This window comes from Pseudomonas cremoris (assembly GCF_014230465.1).
The window spans coordinates 21,604-35,200 of the sequence record NZ_JAAXCY010000009.1 but is presented as its reverse complement, the minus strand read 5'-3'; the positions used below and the strand labels follow the sequence as shown (position 1 = coordinate 35,200).

Genomic DNA, 13,597 nt, shown 5'->3' with positions numbered 1-13,597 from the left:
CCCTACATCTCCCTGCTTGAAAGTCTTAGTTTGAACCATGATGACTCGGAGGTCACGGGATCGACGGCAGAAAAGTGAAGATTTTCTGAGAAAAGTAGCTGAAATAACGCAAAAACCGCCCAAATGAGGGCGGTTCTGCTTATCGTTTAGAGTCAGTTAAGCGATACACCCAGTGCCTTTGCGATTGCTTCTCCATAAGCCGGGTCTGCCTTGTAGAAGTGTGCCAACTGGCGCTGAACCACGTCGCTGGTAACACCTGACATGGCACCTGCGATGTTGTTGGTGAGCAACGCTTTCTGCTCATCATTCATCAAGCGGAACAGTGCACCCGCGTGGCTGTAGTAGTCGGTGTCTTCGCGATGATCGTAGCGATCGGCGGCGCCGCTGAGAGCCAGAGCCGGTTCTGCGTACTGTGGCGCCTGCTTCGGCGCATCGGCGTAGCTGTTTGGCTCGTAGTTGGGCGCTGCACCACCGTTGCTACCGAATGCCATCGAACCGTCGCGCTGATAGCTGTGCACTGGGCTACGAGGGGCATTCACCGGCAATTGCTGGTGGTTGGTGCCGACGCGGTAGCGGTGCGCATCTGCGTAGGCAAACACACGACCCTGCAGCATGCGGTCTGGCGACAGGCCAACGCCTGGGACCATGTTGCTTGGGCCGAATGCGGCTTGTTCGACTTCAGCGAAGTAGTTCTGTGGATTGCGGTTGAGTTCCAACTCGCCAACCTCAATCAACGGGAATTCCTTCTGCGACCAAGTCTTGGTCACGTCGAACGGATTCTCGTAGTGAGCATTAGCCTGGGCCTCCGTCATGATCTGGATGCAGACACGCCATTTCGGGAAATCACCGCGCTCGATGGCCCCAAACAGATCGCGCTGCGCGTAATCCGGATCGGTACCTGCCAGGCGTGCTGCCTCAGCCGGCGCCAAGTTCTTGATGCCTTGTTTGGTCTTGTAGTGCCACTTTACCCAGTGACGCTCGCCCTTGGCGTTGATCAGGCTGTAGGTGTGGCTGCCGAAGCCGTGCATGTGACGGTAACCATCAGGGATGCCACGGTCCGAAAACAGGATCGTGACCTGGTGCAGCGCCTCTGGAGAGTGCGACCAGAAGTCCCACATCATCTGCGCGCTTTTCAGGTTGCTTTGCGGCAGGCGCTTTTGAGTGTGGATGAAGTCTGGAAACTTGAGCGGGTCACGAATAAAGAACACAGGGGTATTGTTACCCACGATGTCCCAGTTGCCTTCTTCGGTGTAGAACTTCAACGCGAAGCCACGCGGGTCACGCTCTGTATCAGCAGAACCGCGCTCGCCGCCTACGGTGGAGAATCGAAGAAAGGTCGGAGTTTGTTTACCCACGGACTCAAACAGTTTCGCGCTGGTGTAGGGGGTGATGTCTTGGGTGACCGTGAAGGTACCGTAAGCGCCTGAACCCTTGGCGTGCACGCGACGTTCAGGGATGTTTTCACGGTTGAAGTGAGCAAGCTTCTCGATCAGATGAAAGTCGTCGAGCAGCAACGGGCCACGCGGGCCTGCGGAACGCGAATTCTGGTTATCCGCAACGGGCGCACCGCTGGCGGTAGTAAGGATTTTGTTCTGGCTCATGTGAATATTCCTCAGGTCGGACTTGGAACTGCCGGCTAGTCGGCTTGGTGGAGAGTATTGATCATGAACATGACACCCACAAATTCATTAAATTGCGGACATCAATAGAAAATTACTACCAATAACTCCAACACCTATAGTGATGAGCACTACCCTGGGAAACTTGTGCAGATGACGCTTTTTTAACGCGCACAAAAAACCGGGCACTAGGCCCGGTTCTTCGTTGCAGACTGTCGTCTTACTCGGCGCTTACAGCTTCGCCGGCAGTAGCACGATCAACCAACTCGACGTACGCCATAGGCGCGTTGTCGCCAGCGCGGAAACCGCACTTGAGGATGCGCAGGTAGCCACCCTCACGGGTAGCGTAACGCTTGCCCAGGTCGTTGAAGAGCTTACCAACGATAGCTTTCGAACGAGTACGGTCGAAAGCCAGACGGCGGTTAGCCAGACTGTCTGTCTTGGCCAAAGTGATCAGCGGCTCAGCAACGCGACGCAGTTCTTTAGCTTTCGGCAGTGTAGTTTTGATCAGCTCGTGCTCGAACAGCGACACCGCCATGTTTTGGAACATGGCCTTGCGGTGCGAGCTGGTACGGCTCAGGTGACGACCACTTTTACGATGACGCATGGTTCATTCCTTACCAAACTCACGTTCGGTGATTACGACGATCAGGCAGTCGCCTTGTCGTCCTTCTTAAGACTTGCAGGCGGCCAGTTGTCGAGGCGCATGCCGAGGGACAGACCGCGGGAGGCCAGAACGTCCTTGATTTCAGTCAAGGATTTCTTGCCCAGGTTCGGAGTCTTCAACAGTTCTACTTCGGTACGCTGAATCAGGTCGCCGATGTAGTAAATGTTTTCCGCCTTAAGGCAGTTAGCCGAACGTACAGTCAGTTCCAGATCGTCAACCGGGCGAAGCAGGATCGGATCGATCTCGTCTTCCTGCTCGATTACCACTGGTTCGCTGTCACCTTTGAGGTCGACGAACGCAGCCAACTGCTGTTGCAGAATGGTTGCAGCGCGGCGGATAGCCTCTTCAGGATCCAGAGTACCGTTGGTTTCCAGATCAATAACCAGCTTGTCCAGGTTAGTACGCTGTTCGACACGGGCGTTTTCCACCACGTATGCGATACGGCGAACCGGGCTGAACGAAGAGTCAAGCTGCAAGCGACCAATGCTGCGGCTTTCGTCTTCATCGCTCTGACGCGAGTCGGCCGGTTCATAACCACGACCACGAGCTACGGTGAGCTTCATGTTCAGGGCGCCGTTAGACGCCAGGTTAGCGATTACGTGATCGGGGTTAACGATCTCGACATCATGATCCAGCTGAATATCGGCAGCGGTAACCACCCCCGAACCCTTCTTCGACAAGGTCAGCGTAACTTCGTCACGGCCGTGCAGCTTGATAGCCAGACCTTTAAGGTTCAACAGGATTTCAATTACGTCTTCCTGTACACCTTCGATGGCGCTGTACTCGTGGAGCACACCGTCAATCTCGGCCTCGACTACTGCACAGCCGGGCATTGAGGACAACAGGATGCGGCGCAGCGCGTTGCCCAGGGTGTGGCCAAAACCACGCTCGAGAGGCTCGAGAGTGATCTTGGCGCGGGTTGGACTGACAACCTGCACATCAATGTGGCGGGGTGTCAGGAACTCATTTACCGAAATCTGCATGGATGCACCTATTTTCTAGCCCTTACTTGGAGTAGAGCTCGACAATCAGGCTTTCGTTGATGTCGGCGGACAGATCACTGCGAGCAGGAACGTTCTTGAAAACGCCCGACTTCTTCTCAGTGTCTACTTCTACCCATTCTACGCGGCCACGTTGGGCACACAGATCGAGAGCTTGGACAATGCGAAGTTGGTTTTTTGCTTTCTCGCGAACTGCGACCACGTCACCAGCACGAACCTGGTAGGACGGAACGTTTACGGTCTGACCGTTAACGCTGATCGACTTGTGCGATACCAGCTGACGGGATTCGGCACGAGTAGAACCAAAGCCCATACGGTATACAACGTTGTCCAGACGGCATTCGAGCAGTTGCAGCAGGTTTTCACCAGTTGCACCTTTCTTGCCAGCAGCTTCTTTGTAGTAGCCGCTGAACTGACGCTCGAGAACGCCGTAGATACGACGGACCTTCTGCTTTTCACGCAGTTGGGTGCCGTAGTCGGACTGGCGACCGCGGCGTTGGCCGTGGATACCAGGTGCTGCTTCAATGTTGCACTTCGATTCGATCGCGCGCACGCCGCTCTTCAGGAAGAGATCGGTGCCTTCGCGACGAGCGAGTTTGCATTTTGGACCAATGTAACGAGCCATTCTTTACAATCTCCTGGATTACACGCGGCGCTTCTTCGGCGGACGGCACCCGTTGTGCGGGATTGGCGTCACGTCGGTGATGCTGGCGATCTTATAGCCACAGCCGTTCAAAGCACGGACAGCAGACTCACGACCTGGACCTGGACCTTTGACGTTAACGTCGAGGTTTTTCAGGCCATATTCCAGCGCAGCTTGACCAGCACGTTCAGCAGCTACTTGAGCAGCAAACGGGGTGGACTTGCGGGAACCGCGGAAACCCGAACCACCGGAGGTAGCCCAAGAAAGCGCGTTACCTTGACGGTCGGTGATGGTCACGATGGTGTTGTTAAAAGAAGCATGGATGTGGGCGATGCCATCAACCACTGTCTTTTTAACTTTTTTACGAGGACGAGCAGCAGGTTTTGCCATGATAATTTTCCTGTCGATTCGCTGGGGCGATTACTTGCGGATCGGCTTACGCGGACCTTTACGGGTACGCGCGTTAGTCTTGGTACGCTGACCGCGTACTGGAAGACCACGACGATGACGCAGACCGCGATAGCAACCGAGGTCCATCAAACGCTTGATTTTCATGTTGATTTCGCGACGCAGGTCACCTTCAGTGGTGAACTTCGCCACTTCGCCACGCAGCTGTTCAATCTGCTCGTCGCTCAGATCCTTGATCTTAGCGGCTGGGTTTACCCCAGCAACTGCGCAAATTTTCTGCGCAGTAGTGCGACCAACACCATAGATGTAGGTCAGCGAGATAACAGTGTGCTTGTTATCTGGAATGTTAACGCCTGCAATACGGGCCATTCAGTGGGACTCCAATTGACAGCTACCTACGCCCCGGAAGCCAAGAAATAGGGCGCGAGATAATATCGCTGTAATAACAAATAATCAACCCGGCAGCGCACTAGCTGCCGGGCTTCAAGCGGATCACACTCAGCCTTGGCGCTGTTTGTGACGCGGTTCCGCGCTGCAAATTACTCGAACAACACCTTCGCGGCGAATAATCTTGCAGTTACGGCACAGCTTTTTCACCGATGCACGAACTTTCATCACCAACTCCTCGAACCTTATGGGGTACTCAGCGCAACATGCCGCTGCCGTAGCCCTTCAGGTTGGCTTTCTTCATCAGGGATTCGTACTGGTGCGAAACGAGGTGCGATTGTACTTGGGACATGAAGTCCATCACAACCACGACCACGATCAGCAACGAGGTCCCGCCAAGGTAGAACGGAACGTTTGCTGCAACCACCAGGAACTGGGGCAGCAAGCACACGGCCGTCATATATAGAGCACCGAACAGGGTCAAACGAGTCAGAACGCCATCAATGTAGCGCGCAGACTGCTCACCTGGACGGATGCCCGGAATAAAGGCACCGGACTTCTTCAGGTTTTCCGCTACGTCTTTCGGATTGAACATCAACGCCGTATAGAAGAAGCAGAAGAAAATAATCCCTGCACTAAACAGCAGAATATTCAACGGCTGACCAGGAGCGATCGACTGAGAGAGGTCCTGCAGCCAGCCCAAATTCTCAGACTGACCAAACCAGGTACCCAACGAAGCCGGAAACAGCAAAATGCTGCTCGCGAAAATTGCCGGGATAACACCGGCCATATTCACTTTCAGCGGCAAGTGGCTGGTCTGCGCAGCAAAGACCTTACGGCCCTGCTGACGCTTGGCGTAGTGAACAGCAATACGACGCTGACCACGCTCAATGAACACCACAAAACCGATAATCGCTACTGCCAGCAAACCGATGGCAACCAGAGCGAAGATATTGATATCACCCTGACGCGCAGACTCGAAAGACTGCCCAATTGCTCTCGGAAGACCGGCGACGATACCTGCGAAAATCAACATCGAGATACCGTTACCAACACCACGCTCAGTAATCTGCTCACCCAGCCACATCATGAACATCGCACCAGCCACAAACGTGGATACCGCGACGAAATGGAAGCCAAAGTCACCAGTGAACGCAACGCCCTGCCCTGCCAGGCCAACGGACATGCCGATAGCTTGAACCAGGGCGAGGACGACAGTGCCGTAGCGGGTGTACTGGCTAATCTTGCGACGGCCAGCTTCACCTTCCTTCTTCAACTGCTCCAGCTGCGGGCTGACGGCGGTCATCAACTGCATGATGATCGATGCCGAAATGTACGGCATGATCCCCAGTGCAAAGATGCTCATCCGTTCCAGCGCGCCGCCGGAAAACATGTTGAACAAGCTAAGAATGGTCCCCTCATTCTGTCGAAACAGGTCTGCGAGTCGGTCCGGGTTGATACCTGGAACCGGGATGTGTGCGCCTATTCGGTAGACGATAATCGCCAGGAACAGAAAACGCAGACGAGCCCAAAGTTCAGACATACCGCCTTTGCCGAGCGCTGAGAGAGCACCTTGCTTAGCCATTTATTCCTCGAACTTGCCGCCAGCTGCTTCGATAGCCGAACGCGCACCTTTGGTGGCGCCGATTCCCTTGCCGATAGTGACAGCGCGAGTCACTTCACCGGACAGCATGATTTTCACACGCTGTACGTTGACGTTGATCACGTTGGCATCTTTCAGGGTCTGCACAGTAACGATGTCGCCTTCCACTTTAGCCAGCTCGGACAGACGCACTTCTGCGCGATCCATGGCTTTCAGGGAAACGAAACCGAACTTAGGCAGGCGACGATGCAGCGGCTGTTGACCGCCTTCAAAGCCTGGAGCAATGGTGCCACCGGAACGGGAGGTTTGACCTTTGTGGCCACGGCCACCAGTCTTACCCAAACCGCTACCGATACCACGGCCCGGACGATGCTTTTCGCGACGGGAACCCGGCGCTGGACTCAGATCATTGAGTTTCATCGATTAACCCTCTACACGCAACATGTAGTAAGCCTTGTTGATCATCCCGCGATTCTCGGGAGTATCCAGGACTTCTACAGTGTGACCGATGCGACGCAGACCCAAACCTTTAACGCACAGTTTGTGGTTAGGAATGCGGCCGGTCATGCTTTTGATCAGCGTTACTTTAACGGTAGCCATGATCAGAAGATCTCCTTGACAGTCAGACCACGCTTAGCAGCGATGGACTCAGGAGATTGCATAGCTTTCAAACCTTTGAAAGTGGCGTGAACCACGTTTACCGGGTTAGTCGAGCCGTAGCACTTGGCCAGAACGTTCTGAACGCCAGCAACTTCGAGGACAGCACGCATAGCGCCGCCAGCGATGATACCGGTACCTTCAGAAGCAGGCTGCATGTACACCTTCGAAGCGCCATGAGCGGACTTCATTGCGTACTGCAGGGTGGTGCCGTTCAGATCAACTTGGATCATGTTGCGACGAGCAGCTTCCATTGCCTTCTGGATCGCAGCAGGCACTTCACGCGACTTGCCACGGCCGAAGCCAACACGGCCTTTACCATCACCAACCACGGTCAACGCGGTGAAAGTGAAGATACGGCCGCCTTTAACGGTTTTGGCTACGCGGTTAACTTGAACCAGCTTCTCAATGTAGCCTTCGTCGCGCTTTTGGTCGTTATTTGACATAACTTAGAACTCCAGCCCAGCTTCACGAGCAGCATCAGCCAGCGCTTTCACGCGACCGTGGTACTTGAAGCCAGAGCGGTCGAAAGCCACTTGCGAGACGCCAGCGGCCTTAGCACGCGTAGCGACCAGCTGGCCAACCTTAGTGGCCGCGTCGATGTTGCCAGTGGCACCATCACGCAGTTCTTTATCCAAAGTCGAGGCGCTTGCCAGGACTTTGTTGCCGTCGGCCGAGATGACCTGGGCGTAGATGTGCTGCGACGAGCGGAACACGCAGAGACGCACGACTTCGAGTTCGTGCATTTTCAGGCGTGCTTTGCGAGCGCGACGCAGTCGAGTAACTTTTTTGTCGGTCATTTGCTATGCCCTACTTCTTCTTGGCTTCTTTACGACGGACGACTTCGTCCGCGTAGCGCACACCTTTGCCTTTGTACGGCTCTGGTGGACGGAAGTCGCGGATCTCAGCAGCCACTTGACCTACCAGTTGCTTGTCGATGCCCTTGATCAGGATATCGGTCTGGCTAGGGGTCTCAGCGGTGATGCCTTCCGGCAGTTCGTAATCCACTGGGTGCGAGAAGCCAAGGGCCAGGTTCAAAACCGTGCCTTTTGCTTGCGCTTTGTAACCAACACCGACCAGCTGGAGCTTACGCTCGAAGCCTTGGCTTACGCCTTGGACCATGTTGTTTACCAACGCACGCGTGGTACCGGCCATTGCGCGAGTTTGTTGATCGCCATTGCGAGCAGCGAAACGCAGCTCACCAGCTTCTTCAACGATCTCAACGGACGAATGGATGTTCAGTTCAAGAGTACCCTTGGCACCCTTCACCGAAAGCTGTTGGCCTGCGAATTTGACTTCGACACCGGCTGGCAGCTTAACGGGGTTCTTAGCGACGCGAGACATGCTTATCCCCCCTTAGAACACAGTGCAAAGAACTTCGCCGCCGACACCGGCAGCGCGCGCAGCACGATCCGTCATCACACCTTTGTTGGTGGAGACGATAGACACGCCCAGACCGCCACGAACTTTCGGCAGATCTTCAGCGGACTTGTACTGACGCAGGCCTGGACGGCTAACGCGCTTCACTTCCTCGATGACCGAACGGCCTTCGAAGTACTTCAGCTCGATGGACAGCAGTGGCTTGGTTTCGCTGCTGATCTGATAACCCGCAATGTAGCCTTCGTCTTTCAGGACTTTGGCAACAGCCACCTTCAACTTGGAAGATGGCATGCTTACGACGGACTTTTCAGCCATCTGGGCATTACGGATACGAGTTAGCATGTCCGCTAACGGGTCCTGCATACTCATGGGCTAGACGCTCCTAATACAAAAAAATTAGCCTTGCGGCTACATATGTCGCCGAGAATCTCCGGGTAAAAAACACGGGCTCAGGCGAGCCGCGTATTTTAGACACACTCCGGAAATGAAACAAGCCCCAAAAGGGGCTTGTTCCAGATTCAAGGTCACCGGCGGTCGTTATCTTTCAATACCAACCACCTGGACTTCGAAAGTACTTACCAGCTGGCTTTAACCAGACCTGGTACGTCACCACGCATTGCCGCTTCACGCAGTTTGTTACGGCCGAGGCCGAACTTGCGGTAAACGCCGTGTGGACGACCGGTCAGGCGGCAGCGGTTACGCATGCGCGAAGCGCTTGCGTCACGTGGCTGCTTCTGCAGAGCTACTGTAGCTTCCCAACGCGCTTCTGGACTTGCGTTCAGATCAACGATGATTGCTTTCAGTGCTGCACGCTTCTTGGCGTACTTGGCAACCGTGAGCTGACGCTTCAGCTCGCGGTTTTTCATGCTCATCTTGGCCATGGTCCTACTCCAATCAGTTGCGGAACGGGAATTTGAAAGCACGCAACAGGGCGCGACCTTCATCATCGTTCTTGGCAGTGGTGGTCAGGGTGATGTCCAGACCGCGGAGAGCATCGATCTTGTCGTAGTCGATTTCCGGGAAGATGATCTGCTCTTTCACGCCCATGCTGTAGTTACCACGACCATCGAAGGACTTGGCATTCAGGCCGCGGAAGTCGCGGACCCGAGGCAGGGAGATCGACAGCAGACGATCCAGGAATTCGTACATACGCTCACGGCGCAGGGTCACTTTGACGCCGATCGGCCAACCTTCACGGACTTTAAAGCCAGCGATGGATTTCCGAGCGTAGGTCACAACGACTTTCTGGCCGGTGATCTTTTCCAGGTCAGCAACAGCGTGCTCGATGACTTTTTTGTCGCCGATCGCTTCGCCCAGACCCATGTTCAGGGTGATTTTGGTGACGCGCGGAACTTCCATCACGTTCCCGAGCTTAAGTTCTTCCTTAAGCTTGGGGGCGATTTCCTTCCGGTAAATCTCTTGTAGTCGTGCCATGGTCTTATCTACCTAGCAGTGTTCAAGCATCAACCGCTTTTTGGGTCGACTTGAAGACACGAATTTTCTTACCGTCTTCTACTTTGAAACCAACGCGGTCAGCCTTGTTGGTTTCGCCGTTGAAGATGGCGACGTTAGAAGCGTGCAGTGGCGCTTCTTTCTCGACGATACCGCCCTGTACGCCCGACATCGGGTTAGGCTTGGTATGACGCTTGACCAGGTTCAGACCACCAACGACCAGACGGTCATCAGCGAGAACCTTCAGCACCTTACCGCGCTTACCTTTGTCTTTGCCGGCGATCACGATGATCTCGTCGTCACGACGAATCTTTTGCATGTCGGATCTCCTTACAGCACTTCTGGGGCGAGCGAGACGATCTTCATGAACTTCTCAGTACGAAGTTCACGGGTCACTGGCCCAAAGATACGGGTGCCGATCGGCTCTTGCTTGTTGTTCAGAAGAACAGCAGCGTTGCCATCAAAGCGGATAATGGAGCCATCAGCACGACGTACGCCGTGACGAGTGCGGACTACAACAGCAGTCATCACTTGGCCTTTTTTCACTTTACCGCGAGGAATTGCTTCCTTGACGGTAACTTTGATGATGTCACCGATACCAGCGTAACGACGATGGGAGCCACCCAGCACCTTGATGCACATAACACGGCGAGCGCCGCTGTTATCGGCCACATCGAGCATGGATTGAGTCTGAATCATATAATTTCTCCGACCCCTAGTCCTTAGACTTCCACAGCGCGTTCGAGAACATCAACCAGTGCCCAAGACTTGGTCTTGGCCAGCGGACGAGTTTCACGAATAGTGACCTTGTCGCCGATGTGGCACTGATTGGTTTCGTCGTGCGCGTGCAGCTTAGTCGAACGCTTAACATATTTACCGTAGATCGGGTGCTTAACGCGACGCTCGATCAAAACGGTGATGGTTTTGTCCATCTTGTCGCTGACAACACGGCCAGTCAGCGTACGGACAGTCTTTTCGGCTTCAGCCATGATCACTTACCTGCCTGCTGGTTGAGCACAGTCTTCACGCGAGCGATGTCACGCTTAACTTGCGAGAGCAGATGAGACTGCCCCAACTGGCCAGTTGCTTTCTGCATACGCAGATTGAACTGGTCGCGCAGCAAGCCGAGCAGTTGCTCGTTCAGCTGCTGTGCGGATTTTTCACGAAGTTCATTCGCTTTCATCACATCACCGTCCGTTTAACAAAGGAGGTGGCGAGCGGCAGCTTTGCAGCAGCCAGGGCGAAAGCCTCACGCGCCAGCTCTTCAGAAACACCCTCGATTTCATACAGGACTTTGCCTGGCTGAATCTGGGCTACCCAGTATTCCACGTTACCCTTACCTTTACCCATCCGCACTTCGAGAGGCTTCTTGGAGATCGGCTTGTCCGGGAATACACGGATCCAGATCTTGCCGCCACGTTTTACGTGACGGGTCAGAGCACGACGCGCTGACTCGATCTGACGAGCGGTGAGACGACCACGAGCTACAGACTTCAGCGCGAACTCGCCGAAGCTGACTTTGCTACCGCGCTGAGCCAGACCACGGTTGTGGCCTGTCATCTGCTTGCGGAACTTCGTACGCTTAGGTTGCAACATTTGGCGTACCCCTTACTTAGCAGCTTTTTTACGAGGCGCTGGTGCTTGTGGTTTCAGTTCTTCTTGGCGACCACCAATTACTTCGCCTTTGAAGATCCAAACCTTTACACCGATCACACCGTAAGTGGTGTGAGCTTCGTAGTTGGCATAGTCGATGTCGGCACGCAGGGTGTGCAGTGGCACACGACCTTCGCGATACCATTCAGTACGTGCGATTTCAGCACCGCCGAGACGACCGCTCACTTGGATTTTGATGCCTTTGGCACCAATGCGCATGGCGTTCTGTACGGCGCGTTTCATAGCGCGACGGAACATTACGCGACGCTCCAGCTGCTGAGCTACGCTCTGCGCAACCAGCATACCGTCGAGCTCCGGCTTACGGATCTCTTCGATATTGATGTGCACAGGCACACCCATTTGCTTGGTCAGGTCCTGACGCAGTTTCTCAACATCTTCACCTTTCTTCCCGATAACGATACCTGGACGAGCGGTGTGGATGGTGATACGTGCAGTTTGGGCCGGACGATGGATATCGATACGGCTTACGGACGCGCTTTTTAGTTTGTCTTGGAGATACTCACGCACCTTCAGATCAGCGAACAAGTAGTCCGCATAAGTCCGACCGTCTGCGTACCAGACGGAGGTGTGCTCCTTGACGATTCCCAGGCGAATGCCAATGGGATGTACTTTCTGACCCATCTCTTCGACTCCGTTACTTGTCAGCAACCTTGACAGTGATATGGCAAGACCGCTTGACGATGCGATCAGCACGGCCTTTGGCACGTGGCATGATGCGCTTCAGCGAACGCCCTTCGTTGACGAAAACGGTGCTGACCTTCAGGTCATCAACGTCTGCGCCTTCGTTATGCTCGGCGTTGGCTACGGCCGACTCCAGCACTTTCTTCATGATCTCGGCGGCTTTCTTACTGCTGAAAGCCAACAGGTTGAGCGCTTCGCCCACCTTCTTCCCGCGGATCTGGTCGGCGACCAAGCGGGCTTTCTGGGCGGAGATTCGAGCGCCCGACAACTTAGCGGCTACTTCCATTTCCTAACCCCTTAACGCTTGGCTTTCTTGTCTGCCACGTGCCCACGATAAGTGCGGGTACCGGCAAACTCGCCCAGTTTGTGGCCGACCATGTCTTCGTTAACGAGAACTGGGACGTGTTGACGACCGTTGTGTACTGCGATGGTCAGACCGACCATTTGTGGCAGGATCATCGAACGACGCGACCAGGTCTTAACTGGTTTGCGATCGTTCTTTTCCGCCGCCACTTCGATCTTCTTCAGTAGGTGAAGATCAATAAAAGGACCTTTTTTCAGAGAACGTGGCACTGTCGTATCCCTCTATTTACTTGCGACGACGGACGATCATTTTGTCGGTACGCTTATTACCACGAGTCTTCGCGCCCTTAGTCGGGAAGCCCCATGGCGATACCGGATGACGACCACCAGAGGTACGACCTTCACCACCACCGTGTGGGTGGTCAACCGGGTTCATGGCAACACCACGAACGGTTGGGCGAACGCCACGCCAGCGTTTGGCACCAGCTTTACCCAGCGAACGCAGGCTGTGCTCGGAGTTCGAGACTTCGCCCAGGGTCGCGCGGCATTCAGCCAGCACTTTACGCATCTCACCAGAACGCAGACGCAGGGTCACGTAGACACCTTCACGAGCGATCAGCTGAGCCGAAGCACCAGCAGAACGAGCGATTTGCGCGCCTTTACCTGGCTTCAATTCGATGCCGTGTACGGTGCTACCAACTGGAATGTTACGCAGTTGCAGAGCGTTGCCCGGCTTGATCGGTGCCAGGGCACCTGCGATCAGCTGGTCGCCAGCGCTCACGCCTTTAGGGGCGATGATGTAGCGACGCTCGCCATCTGCGTACAGCAGCAGAGCGATGTGAGCAGTACGGTTTGGATCGTATTCGATACGCTCGACAGTGGCAGCGATGCCATCTTTGTCGTTGCGACGGAAGTCGACCAGACGATAATGCTGCTTATGGCCACCACCGATGTGACGAGTGGTAATACGACCATTGTTGTTACGACCACCAGACTTCGATTTTTTCTCGAGCAGCGGTGCGTGAGGAGCGCCTTTATGCAGCTCCTGGTTGACCACCTTGACCACAAAACGGCGGCCAGGGGAAGTCGGTTTGCATTTAACGATTGCCATGATGCACCCCT

At 54.7% G+C, this 13,597-nt stretch carries 25 protein-coding genes; all 25 read right to left on the bottom strand.

Annotated features, from left to right (window positions below; all coding sequences use genetic code 11):
- Positions 1-152: 152 nt before the first annotated feature.
- The 25 genes from HF257_RS21795 to rplB all read right to left on the bottom strand — a co-directional run bounded on the left by HF257_RS21795 (position 153) and on the right by rplB (position 13,586).
- A complete protein-coding gene (locus tag HF257_RS21795) occupies positions 153-1,601 on the bottom strand; it encodes a catalase (RefSeq protein ID WP_185710881.1) in 1,449 nt (482 codons plus the stop codon).
- Between the two features lie 238 nt (positions 1,602-1,839).
- Entirely contained in the window at positions 1,840-2,226 is a 387-nt protein-coding gene (gene rplQ / locus HF257_RS21790) for a 50S ribosomal protein L17 (RefSeq protein WP_003176402.1), read from the bottom strand.
- A gap of 41 nt (positions 2,227-2,267) precedes the next feature.
- On the bottom strand, positions 2,268-3,269 hold the full coding sequence (locus HF257_RS21785) for a DNA-directed RNA polymerase subunit alpha (RefSeq protein ID WP_003176403.1): 1,002 nt from the start codon (positions 3,267-3,269) through the stop codon (positions 2,268-2,270).
- A gap of 22 nt (positions 3,270-3,291) precedes the next feature.
- The gene (gene rpsD / locus HF257_RS21780; protein ID WP_003176404.1) at positions 3,292-3,912 is read right to left on the bottom strand and encodes a 30S ribosomal protein S4; all 621 of its coding nucleotides are present in this window, start codon (positions 3,910-3,912) and stop codon (positions 3,292-3,294) included.
- Positions 3,913-3,930: 18 nt separating this feature from the next.
- Positions 3,931-4,320 (bottom strand): 30S ribosomal protein S11, encoded by a 390-nt coding sequence (gene rpsK, locus HF257_RS21775; protein ID WP_002555466.1) that lies wholly within the window; start codon positions 4,318-4,320, stop codon positions 3,931-3,933.
- Positions 4,321-4,350: 30 nt separating this feature from the next.
- The gene (rpsM, locus tag HF257_RS21770; RefSeq protein WP_003194635.1) at positions 4,351-4,707 is read right to left on the bottom strand and encodes a 30S ribosomal protein S13; all 357 of its coding nucleotides are present in this window, start codon (positions 4,705-4,707) and stop codon (positions 4,351-4,353) included.
- A gap of 129 nt (positions 4,708-4,836) precedes the next feature.
- The gene (rpmJ, locus tag HF257_RS21765) at positions 4,837-4,953 is read right to left on the bottom strand and encodes a 50S ribosomal protein L36 (protein WP_002555468.1); all 117 of its coding nucleotides are present in this window, start codon (positions 4,951-4,953) and stop codon (positions 4,837-4,839) included.
- 28 nt (positions 4,954-4,981) lie between these two features.
- A complete protein-coding gene (gene secY, locus HF257_RS21760) occupies positions 4,982-6,310 on the bottom strand; it encodes a preprotein translocase subunit SecY (RefSeq protein ID WP_185710880.1) in 1,329 nt (442 codons plus the stop codon).
- Positions 6,311-6,748, bottom strand: coding sequence for a 50S ribosomal protein L15 (gene rplO, locus HF257_RS21755; protein ID WP_003176407.1), 438 nt, complete (start codon positions 6,746-6,748; stop codon positions 6,311-6,313).
- Positions 6,749-6,751: 3 nt separating this feature from the next.
- Positions 6,752-6,928 (bottom strand): 50S ribosomal protein L30, encoded by a 177-nt coding sequence (gene rpmD, locus HF257_RS21750; protein WP_003186033.1) that lies wholly within the window; start codon positions 6,926-6,928, stop codon positions 6,752-6,754.
- A gap of 2 nt (positions 6,929-6,930) precedes the next feature.
- Entirely contained in the window at positions 6,931-7,431 is a 501-nt protein-coding gene (rpsE, locus tag HF257_RS21745) for a 30S ribosomal protein S5 (RefSeq protein ID WP_003176409.1), read from the bottom strand.
- 3 nt (positions 7,432-7,434) lie between these two features.
- Positions 7,435-7,785: a 50S ribosomal protein L18 gene (rplR, locus tag HF257_RS21740; protein WP_003186037.1), complete on the bottom strand. Its 351-nt coding sequence runs from the start codon at positions 7,783-7,785 to the stop codon at positions 7,435-7,437.
- A gap of 10 nt (positions 7,786-7,795) precedes the next feature.
- Positions 7,796-8,329, bottom strand: coding sequence for a 50S ribosomal protein L6 (gene rplF / locus HF257_RS21735; protein WP_003176412.1), 534 nt, complete (start codon positions 8,327-8,329; stop codon positions 7,796-7,798).
- Between the two features lie 12 nt (positions 8,330-8,341).
- The gene (gene rpsH, locus HF257_RS21730; protein ID WP_010566853.1) at positions 8,342-8,734 is read right to left on the bottom strand and encodes a 30S ribosomal protein S8; all 393 of its coding nucleotides are present in this window, start codon (positions 8,732-8,734) and stop codon (positions 8,342-8,344) included.
- A gap of 206 nt (positions 8,735-8,940) precedes the next feature.
- The gene (rpsN, locus tag HF257_RS21725) at positions 8,941-9,246 is read right to left on the bottom strand and encodes a 30S ribosomal protein S14 (RefSeq protein WP_003176414.1); all 306 of its coding nucleotides are present in this window, start codon (positions 9,244-9,246) and stop codon (positions 8,941-8,943) included.
- Between the two features lie 13 nt (positions 9,247-9,259).
- Complete coding sequence (gene rplE / locus HF257_RS21720; RefSeq protein WP_003194642.1) at positions 9,260-9,799, bottom strand: 50S ribosomal protein L5; 540 nt, start codon at positions 9,797-9,799, stop codon at positions 9,260-9,262.
- Positions 9,800-9,821: 22 nt separating this feature from the next.
- Positions 9,822-10,136: a 50S ribosomal protein L24 gene (gene rplX, locus HF257_RS21715; protein ID WP_007896770.1), complete on the bottom strand. Its 315-nt coding sequence runs from the start codon at positions 10,134-10,136 to the stop codon at positions 9,822-9,824.
- An 11-nt stretch (positions 10,137-10,147) separates the two neighbouring features.
- Positions 10,148-10,516 carry a 50S ribosomal protein L14 gene (gene rplN, locus HF257_RS21710; RefSeq protein ID WP_002555479.1) on the bottom strand — a complete coding sequence of 123 codons (369 nt, stop codon included), beginning with the start codon at positions 10,514-10,516 and terminating at the stop codon, positions 10,148-10,150.
- Between the two features lie 23 nt (positions 10,517-10,539).
- Positions 10,540-10,806 (bottom strand): 30S ribosomal protein S17, encoded by a 267-nt coding sequence (rpsQ, locus tag HF257_RS21705; RefSeq protein ID WP_003176419.1) that lies wholly within the window; start codon positions 10,804-10,806, stop codon positions 10,540-10,542.
- Between the two features lie 2 nt (positions 10,807-10,808).
- Positions 10,809-11,000, bottom strand: a complete 192-nt coding sequence (rpmC, locus tag HF257_RS21700; RefSeq protein ID WP_002555481.1) for a 50S ribosomal protein L29 — start codon at positions 10,998-11,000, stop codon at positions 10,809-10,811.
- Positions 11,000-11,413: a 50S ribosomal protein L16 gene (gene rplP, locus HF257_RS21695; protein WP_003176421.1), complete on the bottom strand. Its 414-nt coding sequence runs from the start codon at positions 11,411-11,413 to the stop codon at positions 11,000-11,002. Before rplP ends, rpmC begins: the two co-directional genes overlap by 1 nt.
- 12 nt (positions 11,414-11,425) lie before the next feature.
- A complete protein-coding gene (rpsC, locus tag HF257_RS21690; RefSeq protein WP_003176422.1) occupies positions 11,426-12,112 on the bottom strand; it encodes a 30S ribosomal protein S3 in 687 nt (228 codons plus the stop codon).
- Between the two features lie 13 nt (positions 12,113-12,125).
- Positions 12,126-12,458, bottom strand: coding sequence for a 50S ribosomal protein L22 (rplV, locus tag HF257_RS21685; RefSeq protein ID WP_003103908.1), 333 nt, complete (start codon positions 12,456-12,458; stop codon positions 12,126-12,128).
- A gap of 11 nt (positions 12,459-12,469) precedes the next feature.
- Positions 12,470-12,745: a 30S ribosomal protein S19 gene (rpsS, locus tag HF257_RS21680; protein ID WP_002555486.1), complete on the bottom strand. Its 276-nt coding sequence runs from the start codon at positions 12,743-12,745 to the stop codon at positions 12,470-12,472.
- Between the two features lie 16 nt (positions 12,746-12,761).
- A complete protein-coding gene (gene rplB, locus HF257_RS21675; protein ID WP_003186055.1) occupies positions 12,762-13,586 on the bottom strand; it encodes a 50S ribosomal protein L2 in 825 nt (274 codons plus the stop codon).
- Positions 13,587-13,597 lie beyond the last annotated feature (11 nt).